Origin of the sequence: Campylobacter concisus (assembly GCF_902460545.1) — a bacterium.
GTDB classification, from domain to species: domain Bacteria; phylum Campylobacterota; class Campylobacteria; order Campylobacterales; family Campylobacteraceae; genus Campylobacter_A; species Campylobacter_A concisus_AE.
Genome location: NZ_CABPUE010000008.1, coordinates 18,718 through 35,605, shown reverse-complemented (window position 1 = coordinate 35,605; position 16,888 = coordinate 18,718). Strand labels below are relative to the sequence as shown.

The 16,888-nt window shown below is 40.1% G+C and carries 20 protein-coding genes; 2 read left to right on the top strand and 18 right to left on the bottom strand.

The window, feature by feature from the left end:
- On the top strand, positions 1–1,482 hold a 1,482-nt coding region (locus FZ949_RS07110; RefSeq protein WP_148790315.1), incomplete at its 5' end, for a phosphoethanolamine transferase.
- Between the two features lie 59 nt (positions 1,483–1,541).
- Here FZ949_RS07110 and glyS read toward each other — a convergent pair.
- From glyS to FZ949_RS07050, 13 genes are all read right to left on the bottom strand, one after another.
- Positions 1,542–3,560: a glycine--tRNA ligase subunit beta gene (gene glyS / locus FZ949_RS07105; protein ID WP_103580268.1), complete on the bottom strand. Its 2,019-nt coding sequence runs from the start codon at positions 3,558–3,560 to the stop codon at positions 1,542–1,544.
- Positions 3,557–3,709 carry a hypothetical protein gene (locus tag FZ949_RS09355; protein ID WP_187424721.1) on the bottom strand — a complete coding sequence of 51 codons (153 nt, stop codon included), beginning with the start codon at positions 3,707–3,709 and terminating at the stop codon, positions 3,557–3,559. Before FZ949_RS09355 ends, glyS begins: the two co-directional genes overlap by 4 nt.
- Before the next feature lie 3 nt (positions 3,710–3,712).
- Positions 3,713–5,119, bottom strand: coding sequence for an endonuclease/exonuclease/phosphatase family protein (locus tag FZ949_RS07100; RefSeq protein ID WP_148790295.1), 1,407 nt, complete (start codon positions 5,117–5,119; stop codon positions 3,713–3,715).
- Entirely contained in the window at positions 5,116–5,595 is a 480-nt protein-coding gene (locus tag FZ949_RS07095) for a tRNA (cytidine(34)-2'-O)-methyltransferase (protein WP_148790294.1), read from the bottom strand. Before FZ949_RS07095 ends, FZ949_RS07100 begins: the two co-directional genes overlap by 4 nt.
- Before the next feature lie 74 nt (positions 5,596–5,669).
- Positions 5,670–6,857 carry a tRNA nucleotidyltransferase/poly(A) polymerase-related protein gene (locus tag FZ949_RS07090; RefSeq protein ID WP_103580270.1) on the bottom strand — a complete coding sequence of 396 codons (1,188 nt, stop codon included), beginning with the start codon at positions 6,855–6,857 and terminating at the stop codon, positions 5,670–5,672.
- A complete protein-coding gene (locus FZ949_RS07085) occupies positions 6,817–7,233 on the bottom strand; it encodes a CiaD-like domain-containing protein (protein WP_103580271.1) in 417 nt (138 codons plus the stop codon). Before FZ949_RS07085 ends, FZ949_RS07090 begins: the two co-directional genes overlap by 41 nt.
- Positions 7,230–7,475, bottom strand: a complete 246-nt coding sequence (locus tag FZ949_RS07080; RefSeq protein ID WP_021091490.1) for a hypothetical protein — start codon at positions 7,473–7,475, stop codon at positions 7,230–7,232. The genes FZ949_RS07085 and FZ949_RS07080 overlap by 4 nt, the downstream gene beginning before the upstream one ends.
- Entirely contained in the window at positions 7,472–8,539 is a 1,068-nt protein-coding gene (gene leuB / locus FZ949_RS07075) for a 3-isopropylmalate dehydrogenase (protein ID WP_103580272.1), read from the bottom strand. Before leuB ends, FZ949_RS07080 begins: the two co-directional genes overlap by 4 nt.
- 3 nt (positions 8,540–8,542) lie before the next feature.
- Positions 8,543–9,022 (bottom strand): 3-isopropylmalate dehydratase small subunit, encoded by a 480-nt coding sequence (locus FZ949_RS07070; protein ID WP_103580273.1) that lies wholly within the window; start codon positions 9,020–9,022, stop codon positions 8,543–8,545.
- Between the two features lie 126 nt (positions 9,023–9,148).
- Positions 9,149–9,331 carry a YgaP family membrane protein gene (locus FZ949_RS07065; RefSeq protein ID WP_103580274.1) on the bottom strand — a complete coding sequence of 61 codons (183 nt, stop codon included), beginning with the start codon at positions 9,329–9,331 and terminating at the stop codon, positions 9,149–9,151.
- A 3-nt stretch (positions 9,332–9,334) separates the two neighbouring features.
- Complete coding sequence (locus FZ949_RS07060) at positions 9,335–9,496, bottom strand: YgaP family membrane protein (RefSeq protein WP_021091464.1); 162 nt, start codon at positions 9,494–9,496, stop codon at positions 9,335–9,337.
- An 11-nt stretch (positions 9,497–9,507) separates the two neighbouring features.
- The gene (locus FZ949_RS07055; protein WP_262367791.1) at positions 9,508–10,782 is read right to left on the bottom strand and encodes an NAD(P)/FAD-dependent oxidoreductase; all 1,275 of its coding nucleotides are present in this window, start codon (positions 10,780–10,782) and stop codon (positions 9,508–9,510) included.
- A 148-nt stretch (positions 10,783–10,930) separates the two neighbouring features.
- Positions 10,931–11,575, bottom strand: coding sequence for a Crp/Fnr family transcriptional regulator (locus FZ949_RS07050; protein ID WP_148790293.1), 645 nt, complete (start codon positions 11,573–11,575; stop codon positions 10,931–10,933).
- 83 nt (positions 11,576–11,658) lie between these two features.
- On the opposite strand from FZ949_RS07050, the gene FZ949_RS07045 reads away from it, so the two are divergent.
- Positions 11,659–12,618: an SLAC1 anion channel family protein gene (locus FZ949_RS07045; protein WP_103580277.1), complete on the top strand. Its 960-nt coding sequence runs from the start codon at positions 11,659–11,661 to the stop codon at positions 12,616–12,618.
- 20 nt (positions 12,619–12,638) lie between these two features.
- Here FZ949_RS07045 and FZ949_RS07040 read toward each other — a convergent pair whose 3' ends face one another.
- The 5 genes from FZ949_RS07040 to FZ949_RS07020 form a co-directional block, all read right to left on the bottom strand.
- Positions 12,639–13,490, bottom strand: coding sequence for a hypothetical protein (locus tag FZ949_RS07040; protein ID WP_148790292.1), 852 nt, complete (start codon positions 13,488–13,490; stop codon positions 12,639–12,641).
- A 188-nt stretch (positions 13,491–13,678) separates the two neighbouring features.
- Positions 13,679–14,575, bottom strand: coding sequence for a DUF4299 family protein (locus FZ949_RS07035; protein ID WP_103580279.1), 897 nt, complete (start codon positions 14,573–14,575; stop codon positions 13,679–13,681).
- Between the two features lie 19 nt (positions 14,576–14,594).
- Positions 14,595–14,954 carry a DsrE/DsrF/TusD sulfur relay family protein gene (locus tag FZ949_RS07030; RefSeq protein ID WP_072594648.1) on the bottom strand — a complete coding sequence of 120 codons (360 nt, stop codon included), beginning with the start codon at positions 14,952–14,954 and terminating at the stop codon, positions 14,595–14,597.
- Between the two features lie 74 nt (positions 14,955–15,028).
- Complete coding sequence (locus FZ949_RS07025) at positions 15,029–15,628, bottom strand: LysE family translocator (RefSeq protein ID WP_103580280.1); 600 nt, start codon at positions 15,626–15,628, stop codon at positions 15,029–15,031.
- A 108-nt stretch (positions 15,629–15,736) separates the two neighbouring features.
- Positions 15,737–16,753 carry a type II asparaginase gene (locus tag FZ949_RS07020; protein WP_410369083.1) on the bottom strand — a complete coding sequence of 339 codons (1,017 nt, stop codon included), beginning with the start codon at positions 16,751–16,753 and terminating at the stop codon, positions 15,737–15,739.
- Positions 16,754–16,888: the final 135 nt, after the last annotated feature.

Below are 16,888 nucleotides of genomic sequence, written 5' to 3'. Positions count from 1 at the left end.
TTATACAAGGGCGTTTTTTCAGGCTTTCTACAAAATAATCAACTCTCTTTTTCCATATTCTTTTTTCTTATATTTGCAATTGTCTTTATCTTGGTTTTCGCTAGTATTTTTTGTATTTTATTTTTGCCTTTTTCACTAAAGCCAGTTGCGATTATTTTGATTTTAGCAAGTGGCATATCTGCTTACTTTATGCAAGCATATGGTGTTATTATAGATAAAGATATGTTATTAAATGTCCTACACACCGATACCAAAGAAGCTTTTAGTTACTTTAGTATAGGTTTAATTTTTTGGATAATTTTTACAACCATCTTACCTTGCGTATATGTATTATTTGTAAAAATTAACTATGGTAGTTTCAAAAATGAGCTTAAATCAAGAGTAAAAATTATCTCATTTTCTATAGTTGCGATAGCTATCATATTTTCATTAACGTCTAAAATTTTTATACCATTTTTTAGAGAGCATTCGAATTTAAGAACCGCATTGCTCCCATACTATCCCATCTACTCGGCTGCAAAGCTAGTAAAATCGCTCATACAAAAACCACTACCTTTTACCTATGTAGCAGATGATGCGGCGCTAGCTGATGACAAAAAGAAAATTTTAGTTTTGATAGTTGGCGAGACGCAAAGAAGTAAAAACTACTCACTAAATGGCTATACCAAAAACGATACGAATAAATTTACTAAACAAAAAGGCGTGGTAAGTTTTACAAATTTCTACTCATGTGGAACAGCCACAGAAACTAGTGTGCCTTGCTTATTTTCAGACTTAAAGCGAGAAAATTTTAGCAACCGCGAAGCAAAAGCTCGTGAAAATTTAGTTGATATCATCAATAAACTTGGCATAAAGACATACTTTTTTGGCAATAATAGCGGCGGTTGCAAGGGTGTTTGCGATAATCTTGATCAAAACTACACTTCAGATCACAGAGCAGAAGGCTTTGACGAAGCGATATTTAATGAAGCAAAAAAGGTCATAGAAGATACAAATTCTACTACCTTTATCGTGTTACACTTACAAGGCTCACACGGCCCTATCTACTACAAAGGCTACCCAAGTAAATTTAAAGAATTTACCCCAACTTGCGATACTGCCGAGCTAAACAAATGCACGCCAGATGAGATAGCAAATACCTACGACAACACTATTTTATATGAGGACTATCTACAAAGCGAGCTAATAAACGCCCTTGAAGCAAGAAAAGATGAATTTGAAGTCACCATGTTCTTTTTCTCAGATCACGGGGAGAGCCTAGGTGAAAACGGTATATATTTACATGGTCTGCCTTATTCCATCGCTCCAGATGAGCAAAAACACATCCCAGCCATCGTCTTTTCAAGCGATAGTGGGCTTTTAAAAAGGCTAAAAGCTAGAAAAAACGAAAGTCTTTCGCATGATTTTATCTTTAGCTCAGTTCTTGGATATTTTGGGGTAAAAACTAAGGCTTATGAGCCAGAATTTGATATTTTTAGGTAGTTTTAGGAATATAAATTTTAAAAAGCCAGCCTAGGCAAGAGCCTGAAGCTGGCGCAAATTTAAAAGCTGATCTCTTTTATATCAGCTACTTTTAGTATCTCGCTATAAATTTGACCAATGATAGCAATGCGATTATTTCGCACTTTCTCATTTTCAACGTTTATCATAACTTTGTCAAAAAACTCATCAATCTGTGGTTTTAGGGCAAATAGCGCTTTTAGCCTTGGCTCATACGCTAGGCCCTTATCGACCGCTTTAAATGCATCATTTAAGGCCTTTTCAGCATCTATCTCAAAGAGGCTCTCATCGACCTTGCTAAATTTATCATCTTTTATGATGTTTGCAAGGCGCTTAAATGTCGAGAAATTCTCCCGAAAATTTGGCTCGCTTGAAATTTTAGCAAGCGCCTCTATCATCTTAGTTAGCTCCAAGATGTCCTTTTCACCGCTTTTTATGCACGCTTTTACGATAGAAGCATTTGCGTCAAAGAAAGTGTAAAGCCTATCAAGGATGAAATTTATAAGCACTTCAACGTCAAATTTTTTATAGTCTTTTGCGATATCTTCTAAAATTTCTTTTACATTAAATTTCAAATTATGTGCCAAAACGATCTTTATCACGCCATTTGCCGCACGCCTTAGAGCGTATGGGTCTTTGGTGCCACTTGGGATTTTGCCGATACTAAAGAGTCCCATTAGTGTATCAAGCTTATTTGAAAGCGCCACAACCGAGCTAAATACCTTGCTTGGGCACTGCGCCTCCTCGCCGTCTGGCAAATACTGCTCTTTTATGGCTAAAACGACGTCTTCATCCTCGTTTTTAGCCTTTGCATAGTAAGCACCCATGATGCCTTGAAGCTCGGTAAACTCATAAACCATCTGCGTTGTAAGATCGGCCTTGCTTAGCATCACAGCTCGCTCAAGCTTAGCCGCGTACTCGCCAACCTCTTTTTTAAGTAGCTCATCGTAGTTGCTAGCAAGTTTTTTGGCCACTTTTAGCTCTCTAAGCTCTTTTTCGTAGATGCTTCCAAGCTCTTTTAGATAAGTTATATTTTTTAGTTTTTCTGGGCTAAATTCGTGCGCTAGGTCGCTTTGCCAAAAGAACATCGCATCACTTAGCCTTGCTCTTAGCACCTTTTCGTTGCCCTTGATGATGAGCGAGTAGTCCTGCGTTATGGCGTTACTAACGACTACAAAGCCATTTGCGAGCTTATTATCTTTAAAGACTGGGAAGTAGCGCTGATTTTCTTTCATGGAAGTAATGATGACCTCGCTTGGCACCTCCAAAAATTCCTCTTCAAACGAGCCAAGAAGTGCTGTCGGATACTCGGTGATCGCCACAACTTCAGCCAATAGATCTCTATCGATCTCGATCTTTAGCCCGCTTTTTTGGCTAATTTTTTCAAACTCATCAAGGATTATTTTTTCTCTCTCATCTGCCTCAAGCACGATGCCACGCTTCTTTGAATCTTCAAAATACTCTTTTATGTTTGAAATTTTTATCTTGTCATAGCTAATACTTCTGTGCGGATAGGTTGAATCACTGCTCTCTACGCCAAATTTATTAAATTTTATGGCCTCATCACCAAGCAAACACAAAAACGATCTTATCGGGCGGATAAACTCAAACTCGCCGTTGCCCCAGCGCATAGACTTGCCAAAGTTAAGACTCTTTAAAAACTCCTCAACCATCTCGCCCATTATCTTAGCAACCGGCTCGCCTTTTACCTCTTTTTCGTAGTAAAGCACCTCTTTGCCGTCTATCTCTTTAAATTTAAGCTCGCTCTCGCTTATGCCGCATTTGTTTGCAAAGCTAAGCGCAGCCTTTGTGAAAGCTCCGTCTTTTAGCGCTACTTGCTTTGGCGCACCGATAAAGCTAGCCACGCTATCAGGCTGAGATTGTGGAAATTTCTCATGAAAAAAGACCAAGCGACGCGGCGTATAATAAAATTTAAACTCACTTGTGATGTTATATTTTTCAAGAACAGCCTGCCATTTAGCATTGATATTTGGTAGTTCCCTTAAAAACGGTATCGCTGGAAGCTCCTCAACTCCAATTTCTAATAATAACTCTTTCATATTTCACTCTTTTTATTAAAATTTTCTCTTTTTTCTCTTACCATTTTTCTTACTCTCTCCTTCTCTTGTGACTGCAAAACGACGCCTCTTATCATAAAAACAAGAAATAAAACAAACGCCGTAATCATAAAAATATCTAAAATTTGCACTCTCTACTCCACAACGATTTGGTTTTCTCTCTTGTAAATTTTAACTCTCGCGTTTTCAAAACTATACTCGCCATCTTTTAGCTTTTTCTTACTATAAACCCTGATCTTACCGTATGGTGTATGCAGATAGCCCCTCCTCTCTAGTCTACCCGAAATTTTAGCAAAGACATCGCCACTTCTAGCTTCGCTTAATTGCGATGCATCTAGTAAATTTTCGTTAATATCTTTTGTGCCATACTCATTTATGATCTCATAAGAGCTGACTTCAAGCGCATCTTTATAAATTTTCATTCGCCTTACTAAAATATCTAGCTCTTCGCCTACAGTAACGCTATTTTTAGGATCATAGACATAAATTCCGCGGTGATTTTTCGAGATAATAAAGCCATGCTTATCTTTTAAGATAACAACCGCTTTTTCAATCACGACTGGCACTACCTCTGGATGATCAAAAAGCGTATCCACATCAGCCGTCTTATAGCTTTGTTCGCTTGTTTTTTTATTGGCATTGTTTTCATCTTTTTTAAAAATTTTACTTACAAATCCTTTTTTCACTGGGCTTGGATCAGTTGAAATTTTAAACTTTAATGCAAAGTGATCCGAATAAAGGTCACTCTTTGCAAAGCCTTTTTCATCAACTGCAAAGCTTGGTTTAAAGACTTCAAAACTACCACCAACATAGCTTAGATCGCCATTTTCCATAAAACTAGGTGAAAGCAAAACATGATCGATCGCTCTTTTTTTGCCATGCACTGCGTGAGAATATCTATCTTTTGGCTCAAGCTCTTTATAAAGATCATAAAAATTTCTCGTTGCAATGATGTCATTTAGGATGGATTTTTGTCCAAAGGGCGAGTTAAAATCACCCAAAATAATCGCATTTTTCTCTTTACTTAGAGCCGTTCTTAACGTTTTTTCAGCCTTTTTTTGCATATTTATACCATTTTTATAAGTTGGAAAGTGGTTTACAAATATGCTAAATCTCTTACCTTCCGTCTCAAAAATAACCTTTAGAATATTTCTCGTCTTTACGTTTGAAACTTTAAAAATTTCACTACCACTTGGCTGCAACTTTGAAACAAGCCCAAGCCCAATAGGTGAGTTTTTCTCCTTTGTAAAACTAACAAATTTATACTCGCTATCACTTACTAGAGCTTTTAAAACCTGTTCATTTTCGATCTCTTGAAGTGCGATAATGTCGGTATTTAGTGCATTTATGACTTGTCTTGTCCTTTGTAGTTTTGAATCAGCTGCCTCGCAGTCCCATTTGGATACGCCTACTTTAAAATCAAGATACTCGCCACCATCATCTTTGCAATCAAATAAATTTTGCACATTATAAGTTGCGATGCTAATTTCACTCGCAAATGCCACTAAAATGGTAAAAACCAAAGCAAAAACTACTCTCAAATCTCACTCCTAAAGTCAAATTCAGTGATATTTTGCCTGATCGCCTCATACGCGATAATGCCAGCACTCATAGCTAAATTTAAGCTCCTGCCCTCTTTTCCCATAGGTATGGTTATGGCATTTTTAAAATTTATATCCATAAATTCTCTTGGCAGCCCAGTACTCTCGCCACCAAAAAATATAAAATCTCCTGGCTTAAACTCGGCCTCGTAGTAAAGCCTATTTGTCTTTGTGGTAGCGAAGAAAAATCTATCCTTGTGGCTTAAGTTTGCTTCTAAAAATTCTTCCAAACTATCCCAAATTTTTGGATTTAAAATTTTCCAGTAATCAAGCCCTGCTCGTCTAACAGCCTTTTCACTCAGATCAAAGACCGTTGGCTTAACGATATGTAGCTTTAAATTTGCATTAACGCACATTCTACCGATAGCTCCAGTATTTTGCGGTATCTGAGGATGAACTAAGATTATGTTAAACATAAGCTTTCTTTGCCTTAAAAAGTGTTATAAACTAGCCTATTTTAGCCAAAATGGGCTTTTAAGAGTTTTAAAGACTAATCTTTTCTAGGCTTATGCTCGCTTAGATATTTTGAAATTTCAAGCTCTTGTCTACGTTTTATCTCTTTTGCGATCTCTTCGTTTTTAAAACCAGCTGATAAAATTTCTGTCACATCGACTTTCGCGTCAAATTTTGCCTCATAAATTCCAAGCTTCTTGGCACGCTCTATCCGCTCTTTATTATAAGCTCCAAGCCATGATTTTATGGGCATATTTAAAGCTATTTGCATTAGCTCTTTATCGCTTGGCATGTCCTTAAAATAAGGCTGCTTTAAGATAGAAAAGTAGCTCTTTGGTAGACGCATTTTCTCTAAAATTTCTTTTGCATTAGACTCAAATTTTCCAAAAAATAGATACAAAAATAATCTCTCATCATCCATAAATTCTCTAGCACTCTTAAGATCGCTTAAAAACTCATCGTCCATAGAAATTTGTGTACCAAAAATTTCTTTAAAAAGTCCAAGTTCAAAAAGATAGTAAGCTCCCTTTTCAAGATGCTTTGCTCGAAAAAATTTAATAAGCTCAGTATTTATCCTATCTCTGCTTAGATGCTCCAAACTAAGGCTTTTCATAAGAGCTAGCGTCTCATCAGCTATGCTAAAATCAAGCCTAGAGCTAAATTGCACTCCTCTAAGCACCCTTAGTGGATCTTCTTTAAATTTTTCACTATCAATGTGCCTTAATATCTTGTTTGCTAAATCTTGCTTTCCGCCGTAAAAGTCTAAAATTTCTCCATTAAAGATATTCATCATCATGGCATTTATCTTAAAATCTCGCCTAAGGCTCGCCATTTTGGGATCATTAATATAGCTTACCGCAAAGTCTTTGTGCGAATTTCCAGTTTTGCTCTCGCTTCTTGGAAGCCCAATGTCGTAGTTTTTGTATTTGTAAATGAAGTAGCTTTTACCAACACCGCTAGCGCCTATGCTAGCCATTAGCTCATTAAATTTTAAAGGCTCAATGTCATAAACTTCGATGTCATAATCATAAATTTCTCGCCCCAAGAACGCATCTCTCACGCAGCCACCAACTAGATAGACACGTGAAGTAAATGGAGCAAATAGCGACCTAAAAAAGTCTAGCTCGCTATTTTTATAAATTTCATTTTTGATTTTTATCTCATTTTTTGAGCCATTTAATGGCTTATTTTGAGAGATTTTGGAGTCTATTTTCGATATTTGCAAGGGTAAATTCTAAAAATTTTGTCGTTAGCTCAAGCCTTGAAGCGAGATTTTGTTCACTAGTTTGTTTAAGCCCTTCAAAAAGCACTTCTATGCGTTCAGCAAGATTTGCTAAGAAAATTTTCTCTTCGCTCACCTCTCTATTTTTTATTGGACTTACTGGCTCCTCTTTTACCTCAAATGCTTGCTCGTTTTGTAAATTTGCCTCAACTTTTAGCTCATTATTTAGCGCATTTTCATTATTCTCTATGGCCAAAAGCTCTTTTTTTAAATTCTCTCGCTCGAGCTCTTCTTGCTTTTTATTTTGCAGTGCTTCTATTTTTTCAAGCTCAGCGCTAACCTCACTGATTGCCATTCTAGCGATATCATCAAGCTTCATAATCTTATCAACCACCTTTTAAATTCATTTATCTCTTCATCACTTTTCATCGCTATAAAAAACTCTTTCATCTGCTCGTTTTTTATTGCTCGCTCTTTACGAAGTCCGCTCAGGCGGTTTATCGCGCTAAGGGCATCTTTGTTTGATGGATCTTGCTTTAAGATATTTTTATAAATTTCAAGTGCATCATCTTTTAGCCCCTGAGCTTCGTAGATCAGTGCTTCAGTGATTGTGTTTTTCATTTTTTGATAAATCCTGCGATAACATCGCCTATCTCGCTAGTTGAGCAAATTTCAACTGCGTTAAAAGCAGCGATATCTTTTGTTCTATAGCCTTTTGCAAGTGCCTCTTTCACAGCATTTTCTATCGCATCTGCGGCTTCATTTTCACTAAATGCGTATCTTAGCATCATCGCTGCACTTAAAATGGTCGCAATCGGATTTGCTATGCCCTGCCCTGCGATGTCTGGAGCTGAGCCGTGTATCGGCTCATAAATTCCCACTTTGCCACCCATGCTAGCACTTGGCAAAAGTCCTATCGAGCCACAGACCATACTCGCCTCATCGCTTAAGATGTCGCCAAATAAATTTTCAGTAAGGATGACGTCAAAATTTGCTGGAGCTCTTACTAGCTGCATCGCCGCATTATCCACATACATAAAGCTAAGCTCTACTTCAGGATAGCCCTTTGCCACTTCGCTAGTCACCTCACGCCAAAGCTGGCTTGTCTCAAGCACATTTGCCTTATCGACCATGCAGACCTTTTTCTTGCGAAGCATAGCCGTCTCAAAGGCGATCTTTGCGATGCGTTCGATCTCCATTTTAGAATAAACCATCGTATTAAACGCTCTATCTTCGCCTTTTTCACGTGGCTGTCCAAAATAAAGTCCACCTGTCAGCTCACGAACCACGACAAAATCAACGCCTCTTAAAACCTCTGGTTTTAGCGTGCTAGCATCCACTAGCTCATCAAAAACAATGGCGGGGCGTAAATTTGCATAAGCTTCAAGCTCTTTTCTAATCTTTAAAAGCCCACTCTCTGGCCTTAGATGTCTTGGCAAACTATCCCACTTCTCGCCGCCGATCGCTCCAAAAAGCACAGCATCAGAGCTTAGAGCAGAACTAAGCGTCTCATCTGGCAAAGGCACGCCAAATACATCATAAGCTGCACCGCCCATAAGCTTGTAGTCGTACTCAAATTTTATCCCAAACTCAGCGCTAACAACATCTAAAATTTTTATCGCCTCATCTATGATCTCAGGGCCGATGCCATCGCCTTTTATAACACAAATTTTATATTCTCTCATTATTTAATCCAACTTTACTTTTGCGTATTCTATAAGTCCGCCGGCGTTTAGAAGCTCTTGCATAAACGGCGGTATAGGGCTAAATTTATACTCTTTGCCGCTGGTTAAATTTACGATCGCGCCGTTATCTACGTCTATTTTTAGCTCATCACCCTCGTTTATCTCGTCCGTTTCTTTGATCTCGAGTATCAAAAGTCCCGTATTAAAGCTATTTCTATAAAAAATTCTCGCATAGCTTTTAGCTATCACCGCGCCTACACCGGCAGCTTTAAGCGCGATAGGAGCGTGCTCGCGAGAGCTACCGCAGCCGAAATTCTCGCCCGCTACGATAATGTCGCCCTTATCTATCTTGGAGCTAAAATTAGGATCGGCATCCTCCATTATATGTTTTGCTAAGATATTTTCGTCGGAAGTATTTAAGTATCTGGCGGCGATAATTATATCGGTATCGATATTGTCGCCGAATTTCCAAACTTTATTCATCGTTTCGCCTTTTTTAAATTTTCGAGATTTTAGCCAAAAGTAGCTAAATAATTCATCAAACGGCGAATAAAATTTGCGGCCTAAACGGCTAAAGGGCAAGGCAAAGGGCGTTAAACAACGCCCCTTTTATTTTTTTAATTTTAAAGAGCACCTGCCCAAGAATTTACACGCCGGGCAAAAACCCGTAACGCCGACGATAATCGGGATTAACCCGATTAACGCCCAGTAGCTCTCGTAAAAATACCAAACCGCTACCGTAAAAATCAGCCCCAGTACGACCCTAATAATTCTACTTTTTACGCTTACCATATTTTACCTTTTTTTAAAAATTTTATAAAGCGGGCAGTAACCGTAATATCCCGTTAAAAGCGGAATTAGCCCGACCGTCCACAACCAGCAGTCGCAAATAAATCCGAAAATAAAAAACCAAATCGCCGCTATAATCAAACGTATAGTTTTATCTAAAACGCTCATTTTTATCTCCTTTAAGCTAAAGCTTTTAGCATTCCGTTCATAACCATAGGTTTAAATCCGTAAATTTTAACCAGCCAACTCATATAGCTCTCTCTAGTAGCGCCGAAGCACTCTAACGTCGGAGCCGTTCCCTCCCAGTCGAACTCTACCATTATGGCCTTGCCGTATTTGGTAATAAAAGGGCAAGCCGTATATCCGGTAAATTTCTCGCTAGGTTCTCGTCCTTTTATCGTATCGGCTAAATTTTTAGCTAAGATCGGATACATTTTCCTAACGCTAGCCCCCGTTTTGCCGGCCGCAAATCCGCAAATATCGCCGATACCGAATATATTTTTAAATTTAATGCTTTGCAGGCTGTATTTATCGACGGCTAAAAAATTTAGCTTGTCGCCCTCTTTGGTTAGGCCGGCGCGAGCTAAAATTTCGCTTCCTTTTTGCTTAGGCGGCAAGTGAAGCCAGTCGTATTTTACGTCGATTAGCTCGGACGCGATTTTATCTTCGCCGTTTTGCCTATACGCCGTCCAAAACTCGAAAGTAGCGGTATTTGAGCTTTTATCGACGGCTACGATTTGGTGGCGAAGATTAAATTTTATCTTTCTTTTTATCATTATTTGAGTCATCGCCGCGGCATAAGTCGGATCGCCGAAAAGCTTGCCGCCGCCGACGTAAAGATTAACGCTGCCTTTATCGCGGTTGCCAGCCAACCTCAGCCTATCTTCGCTCATGCATGTTACTTTTTTATTAGCGCCGCTGCATTTCATCGGGGTTTTTTGATCGCAAAATACAGCCGAGCCGCCGTTTTGAGAGAATTTTTTCATCAGCTCGTTGCTCTTTACGGCGCCTTGTAGGGTGTAGACGGAGGATATATTGCCGCTCGTATCGTTAATATCCTCTAAGCTCAGCCCCTTAACGGCTTCAAAATCGTATTCCACGCCGCTTGCTACGATTAGATAATCATACCCGAGCTCGCTCCCGTCGTCTAAGACGAGCAGATTGGCTTCGGGCTTTATCTCCGATACGTTTTTGCGTATCCACTCGGTTCCTTGCGGGATATAATCCGCTTTTTCGTAAACGACGTCGCTAGCTTCGTAAATTCCGACGGCGATTAGCGTAAAACCCGGCTGATAGTAAAATTTCTCGTCTTTATCCACGAGAATTACCTTGGCGTTAGGCATATCTCTTCTAAGTTTAGCCGCCAACGCGATACCGCTAAGTCCCGCGCCCATTATGACGATTTTAGAATTTATATCGTCGTTTTCGTCGCCCGTTGCCGAGCAACCGCTCATACCAGCGGCTAGTCCCGCAGCCCCCCATTAGCTTTAAAGCGTCTCTTCTTTGCAGTCCTTTCATAAATTCTCCTTTCAAACGAGTTTATGAAATGCTACATAAAAAAGGCCGCTCTCTCCGTAACAAAGTTACCTTAAAACGAGAATCTTAAGAAACAAGCCTTATTTCGCCGCGGCTTTGCGTTATTTGCCCGCTTCTCTCAAGCTCTTTTAGCACCCTAGATACCGCTTCTCTAGCGCTTCCTAGATGATTCGCCAGCTCTTCGTGAGTTATTTTTATAAAATTTTCGTTTAGGTTTTCGATGCTTTGGGATAAAAAATTCATAATCCGCGCCGAAAGTGGCGAAAACAAAGCCTGTTCCATAACGTTTATCGTTCTGGCAAACCGATCGGCTACGATTTTTAGAGTAAAATTTAAAATGCTCGGATATTTTTCTTTAAGAGGTTTGTAAATTCGCGCCGGAATAACGATGATCTCGCTATCTTGCTCGATTTCGACGCTTACTTTATTTTCTAGCGAATTTATAGAACACGTATCGCACAGCACGCAACTCTCGTCTTTAGTTAGTCTAAATATCGTTATTTCCTTTGCGCTAGACGACACGAACGCCCTTAAAACGCCTTTTAGTATAAGGATAAATCCTAAGCAATCGTTTCCGGAGTAAAATATATCGCCCCTTTTTACGGTTTTTAGATACGCGTTAGCAAAGATCACATTTAGATCCTCGCTTGCTAGATCGAAATTATTCGTAAACCTCTCGCGCAAAATTTCTTTTAACTCTTCGCTTAGCATTTTGCCCTTTCGTGACTTCGTTACAAAAATTTAACCTTATTATAGGTAATATTGCATAAAAATTTAATACGAAAAGAAAAACAATGCACGACGTTAAGCAAAACGACTCACAAAGCAAAATAAAATCGCTTCCGATTATGCTTTTTGCCGGTACTATGGGGCTTGGAGGGCTTTGCGCGGCTTATAAGAAATTAAGCGAGATATTTGATTTGCCCGGCGAGATATTCTCGGCGCTTAGAGCGCTAGACTGCACGGTATTTTGCCTACTTTCGGCGTTTTACCTCTTTAAGCTTTTAAAATTTAAAGAAGAAGTAAAGGCCGAATTTTCGCACCCTATAAAGATAAATTTTTTCGGCGGATTTATTATTTCGCTTTTTCTTTTAGCTCTAGCCTACAAAGACGCGCCGCTACTATACTACTCGCTTTTTTACGCGGCTTTAGGCTTGCAGACGATTTTTACGCTTTACGTAATTTCTTTTTGGATCGACGAAAAATTCGATATCGCGACGCTAAATCCGGCATGGTTTATCCCCGTAGTGGGCAACTTGCTAATCCCGATCATAGCCGAAAAATCTCAAGCGATCTGGTATTATTTTAGTTTGGGGCTATTTTTCTGGATTATTTTATTCGCCGTTATATTTTATAGGTTAGTTTTTTGCGATAAGTTAGCCGACAAATTCGTCCCGACGCTAGTCATTACGCTAGCGCCGCCGGCTATGGCGTTTTTAGGATACGTAAAATTAACCGAGCGATTCGACGCTTTTGCGGCGATACTGCTTAATATAAACGTATTTTTCGCCGCGCTTATACTTTTTTCGTATAAAAGATTTATTAAACTCAAATTCGCCCTATCGTGGTGGGCTTTTACCTTCCCGACGGCCGCTAGCTCCATAGCGTTTTTAAAAGCTTACGAAATTACGCAAAGCGATTTTTACTTAGTTTTAGGCGTCGGCGCTTTTGCGGCTCTAGTCGCTTCGATTTTGATAGTCGGATTTTTAACGGTTAAATCCATAATAAACGGCGAAATTTTTTCGGAAAAATAGCCTTAGCTCAAAAATTTACTTTAGTAGTATTCGTAGCTGATTTCCAGCTTTTTATATAGGCCGATTTCCGTTATGTCGCCGTTTTCGTAGTATTTGTCCGCGGGCTTAAATTTGACCGAGGTTTTATGCGTCAAATTTCCCCGCTCGTCCCTGATTATATCCTTAAACTGCAAGATTTGCCCGATTTTTGCCTGCGAACCGAAGTAATTTACCGACGTATACTCCATCTCGTCGCCGTTTGCGGCGTAGTAATAAACCCATTTTGAGCCCGGGGCTTGCGTGATTTTTTCGTATTCGCCGTTTGGCTTGCGCTCGAAGCTTATCTCTATGCCGTGGCGCAGCTCCATATTATTTTCTATCCGCGTTAAAACGCCCTTTTCGTCGTAGACGTAGCTATCGTCCGTCACTAGCGTCCCGCCCGAATACGCCGCTCTAGCGATCATTTTGCCGTCCTTGCCGTAGGTAATTTTCTCCATTCGGGGATAAAATTTATCCTCCACGTGCTGTTCTTTGGCCGTCGCGACTAAATTTTCGCCGTCAAATTCGTATTCGTAGAGATAAACGGCGCTATCTTGATACTTTTTGCGCACTAGCCCGTCTTTGCCGTACTCAAACAAAACCGAGCCGTTCGGTACGCCGTTTATATGCTCGGTTTCTTGCACTATATAGCCGTTTTCGTTAAACTCCGTCCGCTTTAAGCGCGTATTTTCTAGCGTCCCGGAGCCGTCCATAGAGTATTCATACTCCGTAGCCGTCATGCTTTTTACCTCGCCTTTTAGCTCTCTTTTGCTCCAGTCGTTTTGCGGTAAAACGGTCGAGTTTAGATAACAAACCGCCGATACCGCCGCTAAAATAGCCTTTAAAATTTTCATTTTTATCCTTTTTCAAATCACGCAAAGCCTAGATTAGTTTGGGTTAAAATTTCGCCTAATTTAGCCAAAAAGCGGCAATACCGGTAAATTCTATCTTTTACGAGTTTGAATCCGCGCTTGAAACCGATTTAAATTTTTAAGCAAGCCTGAGGCAATTTTCATTTCCGGGCGGTTTATCAAATTTAAGCCTAAGCCTCATTTGCCTTTTTAAAAATTTCTCTCATCTCTTCTTCGCTAAGCGGCTCAACTAGTATATTTGCGGCGTCTATGAAGCGATATTTTTCTTTTGGCAGATTTGCCATAAAAGCGCCATATTCACATTCGCCGAGCACGTGCGCGTCCCTATCGTCTACGCCGACTACTAGCGTAAGTATCCAGCGCGAGACCTTGCGCTCTCCTAGAACTTCTTGCGCTTGCCACGAAGGGGATGGAGCGTAAGGCAAGATAGTCGGTAAATTTTCGCTAAGCGTATACGCGCCAAAAATTTCGCTACCGTCTTTATCTTCGTATAAATTCTCTCTTGCGCTATAAGCGTCAAGATACTGCACCTGCCTCATCATCTCATCGAATTTAGCCGCAGGGCCGGCGCTTGCAAAAATTTCATCTATCATAACCGCATCAAACGCCACGTCGCGCTCCAGGCCAGAGATATAAAGCGTTTGATTTTTCTCTTTTGCCTCCTTTAGAGCCTCAAGTCCCCACATTATGTCGGCTTCATAATCAAATTTTAAAATTTGCTCGCTATCGTAAATTTCTTTATTGTCGCGCTCTATTTTCGAGCCGGTTTTGGCTGAAATTTTAGAAAGAAACAAAATCGCCGTCTGCCAGTCGCCAACGCCGCTTGGAGTACAGACTCGGACGATATATTTGCCGTCTTCATAGTTTAGTTCAAAGCCGCGAGCGCTCTTTTGCCATACGCCAGCAATCATCACGTTTTCGTTTAGCGAAAGCTCGCTCGGCTCGTCGTTTTGGCTATTAAAAAAGCAAAATCCCTCTATAAACTCTGAAATTTCGCGCTCGCTTAGCGCCTTTTCATATCCGCCCAAAAGCTTCTTTTTATTTTTTACCTTAAATGTTACGCTCATAAATTCTCTTTCGCCTACTCTAAAACGTCATCGCTTGATCGCACTGCCTAACCCACTCGGACAAGATATCCATGCTGCCTTTCACCTCAGCCTCGAAGTAAGGCTCTCCTGCATGCAAACCGCACCTCGTTTGACAGCTACCGCAAACCTTTAGCATAGCACCGCTAGCGTAAAGCTCTTTTAACATCGCTACTAGATCTACGTCGTAGTTTTCCGGCTTTTTTGTGCTATTTCGCGCAAGATCGACTGCGTCGTTCATTAGAAAAATTCTAACCTCTTCGCCTTTTTCTTTTAGCGTTTTAGCTAGCCTTAATGCGTTGTAAGCATTATCGGTACCGTTGTATGGTTGATTTGTAAGTATAAATAGAAATTTTTTCATCTTTTTCTCCTTTTGCCAAAAATGTAGCGCAAACCGAGCAAATTTTAGCCAAGCTATATAAAAAGAGGCTAAATTTATCTAAAAAGTAAAAGTACGCCGATCGTGCAGACGATAATGGCGGTGCAAATTTCAAGCAGCCTTAGGTGCGTTTGTAAAAATTTCTTTAGCATAGCTCCGCCAAGCGCATAGATATTTAGCGAGCAAAACTCGATGAAAACGAGCGTTGCCGTGATCAAGCACATACGAGTTAGGCTAAAGGGATCGTCTTTGTCCAAAAATGTAGGCAGCAAGGCTGAGAAAAATATCCATGCCTTTGGATTTGTGACGCAAACGATGAGGCCGTTTATAAACATCTGCTTTTTGCTTGGTAAATTTGAGACGTTTGTTACGCTAAGCTCGCCCTTGCCAAAAAGAAGCATCGCGCCAAGATAGAGCATATAAAGCCCTGCGATGATGTTTAGCGCCTTAAATGCATACTCAAAATGATGAAGCACAGCGCCCGCACCAAGCATACAGCAAAACGCCACGAAAGCAAGCGAAAGAAGCTGTCCGGTCATCATAATAAGCGAGTACTTGTAGCCAAAACTCATACCGATACTCATCGCATAGGTCATGTTGATGCCTGGCATTAGCGAGATAGGAGCAAGCGTGGCGAAAAAGAGTAAGAAGTCCATAAAAAGCCTTAAAATTTAGCTAACAAATATAAAAATTTAAGCTATAGATCTGATCCTGCGATCAAATTTATAGCTTAAATTTAAAAGGCGGACTAAGCCGCCTCTTTTTTAGTGAGTTAAGAAATACTCTTGAATTTTGGCTTTGTCGCTTGTTTTTGTAAGCGCAAGCATCAAAAGCACTCTAGCTTTTTGCGCGTTTAGGTTGTCGCTTGTTAAAAAGCCGTATTTTGCGTCGTTCACCTCGCCGTTCATAGTCGTTTCGCCGCTTCCTACACGTGAGTCACGAACTACCACTACGCCAGCTTTTGAAGCCTCGCCAAGTGCGTCAAGCACGCTAAAGTAAGGGTTGCCGTTGCCAAGGCCAGCGCTAATTATACCTTTTACTCCATTTTTAACAGCTACATTTACAAAGTCAGGGTTGTCATTTGCGTGAGAGTAGATGATATCAACTCTTGGAAGCTCTTTTACGCCCTCTAGGTCAAATGCTGAGCTTGCTGTGTGTTTTCTGATCGGATTCATATAGTATTTTACGTTGCCATAAAAGACTGTGCCGATCTTACCGCTGTTTGGTGATTTAAATGTATCAACGCCTGTTGTGTTGGTTTTGGTTACCTCTCTAGCAGCGTGAATTTCGTCATTCATAGTGACCACAACACCCTTGCCTACGCTATCTTTACTAATAGCTACGTTTACAGCGTTAAATAAATTTAGTGGACCGTCTGCGCTTAGTGAGCCGCTATTTCTCATCGCACCTACAAGCACAACTGGTTTGTCGCTTTTAACTACTAAATTTAGAAAGTAAGCTGTCTCCTCCATAGTATCTGTGCCGTGAGTAACGACGATACCATCAGCCTTGCCACTGTTTAGAAGTTCGTTGATTCTATTTGCAAGCTTTAGCCAAACTTCATTGTTCATATCCTGTGAGCCGATATTTGAAATTTGCTCACCTTTTATGGTAGCGATCTTGTTGATATCTGGCACGGCTGCGATTAGTTTATCGACCGTAACAGTTCCAGAAGTATAGCTCGAATCAAGCGATCCTGAGCCGCTTCCTGCTATCGTTCCACCAGTAGCTAGGATGTAGATGGTTGGCTTAGCAACCGCTAAAGTAGCACCTAAAATCATGAGTAACACCGCCTTAAAGATTAAACGCATTTTAGCTCCTTTGCATTAAAATTTGCAAAGTCATTATAATGCCATTTATTTAAAAAAATTATTAACTTCTAAATTTTATATTTATTTAAAAAATTCTTATCAAAA

What these genes read in the sequence shown, in the direction of transcription:
- glyS (WP_103580268.1), bottom strand. Translation starts at nt 3,560, where the DNA reads ATGAAAGAGTTATTATTAGAAATTGGAGTTGAGGAGCTTCCAGCGATA.
- FZ949_RS07095 (WP_148790294.1), bottom strand. Translation starts at nt 5,595, where the DNA reads ATGTTTAACATAATCTTAGTTCATCCTCAGATACCGCAAAATACTGGA.
- FZ949_RS07085 (WP_103580271.1), bottom strand. Translation starts at nt 7,233, where the DNA reads ATGAAGCTTGATGATATCGCTAGAATGGCAATCAGTGAGGTTAGCGCT.
- FZ949_RS07080 (WP_021091490.1), bottom strand. Translation starts at nt 7,475, where the DNA reads ATGAAAAACACAATCACTGAAGCACTGATCTACGAAGCTCAGGGGCTA.
- leuB (WP_103580272.1), bottom strand. Translation starts at nt 8,539, where the DNA reads ATGAGAGAATATAAAATTTGTGTTATAAAAGGCGATGGCATCGGCCCT.
- FZ949_RS07070 (WP_103580273.1), bottom strand. Translation starts at nt 9,022, where the DNA reads ATGAATAAAGTTTGGAAATTCGGCGACAATATCGATACCGATATAATT.
- FZ949_RS07065 (WP_103580274.1), bottom strand. Translation starts at nt 9,331, where the DNA reads ATGGTAAGCGTAAAAAGTAGAATTATTAGGGTCGTACTGGGGCTGATT.
- FZ949_RS07060 (WP_021091464.1), bottom strand. Translation starts at nt 9,496, where the DNA reads ATGAGCGTTTTAGATAAAACTATACGTTTGATTATAGCGGCGATTTGG.
- FZ949_RS07055 (WP_262367791.1), bottom strand. Translation starts at nt 10,782, where the DNA reads ATGAGCGGTTGCTCGGCAACGGGCGACGAAAACGACGATATAAATTCT.
- FZ949_RS07050 (WP_148790293.1), bottom strand. Translation starts at nt 11,575, where the DNA reads ATGCTAAGCGAAGAGTTAAAAGAAATTTTGCGCGAGAGGTTTACGAAT.
- FZ949_RS07045 (WP_103580277.1), top strand. Translation starts at nt 11,659, where the DNA reads ATGCACGACGTTAAGCAAAACGACTCACAAAGCAAAATAAAATCGCTT.
- FZ949_RS07040 (WP_148790292.1), bottom strand. Translation starts at nt 13,490, where the DNA reads ATGAAAATTTTAAAGGCTATTTTAGCGGCGGTATCGGCGGTTTGTTAT.
- FZ949_RS07035 (WP_103580279.1), bottom strand. Translation starts at nt 14,575, where the DNA reads ATGAGCGTAACATTTAAGGTAAAAAATAAAAAGAAGCTTTTGGGCGGA.
- FZ949_RS07030 (WP_072594648.1), bottom strand. Translation starts at nt 14,954, where the DNA reads ATGAAAAAATTTCTATTTATACTTACAAATCAACCATACAACGGTACC.
- FZ949_RS07025 (WP_103580280.1), bottom strand. Translation starts at nt 15,628, where the DNA reads ATGGACTTCTTACTCTTTTTCGCCACGCTTGCTCCTATCTCGCTAATG.
- FZ949_RS07020 (WP_410369083.1), bottom strand. Translation starts at nt 16,753, where the DNA reads ATGATTTTAGGTGCTACTTTAGCGGTTGCTAAGCCAACCATCTACATC.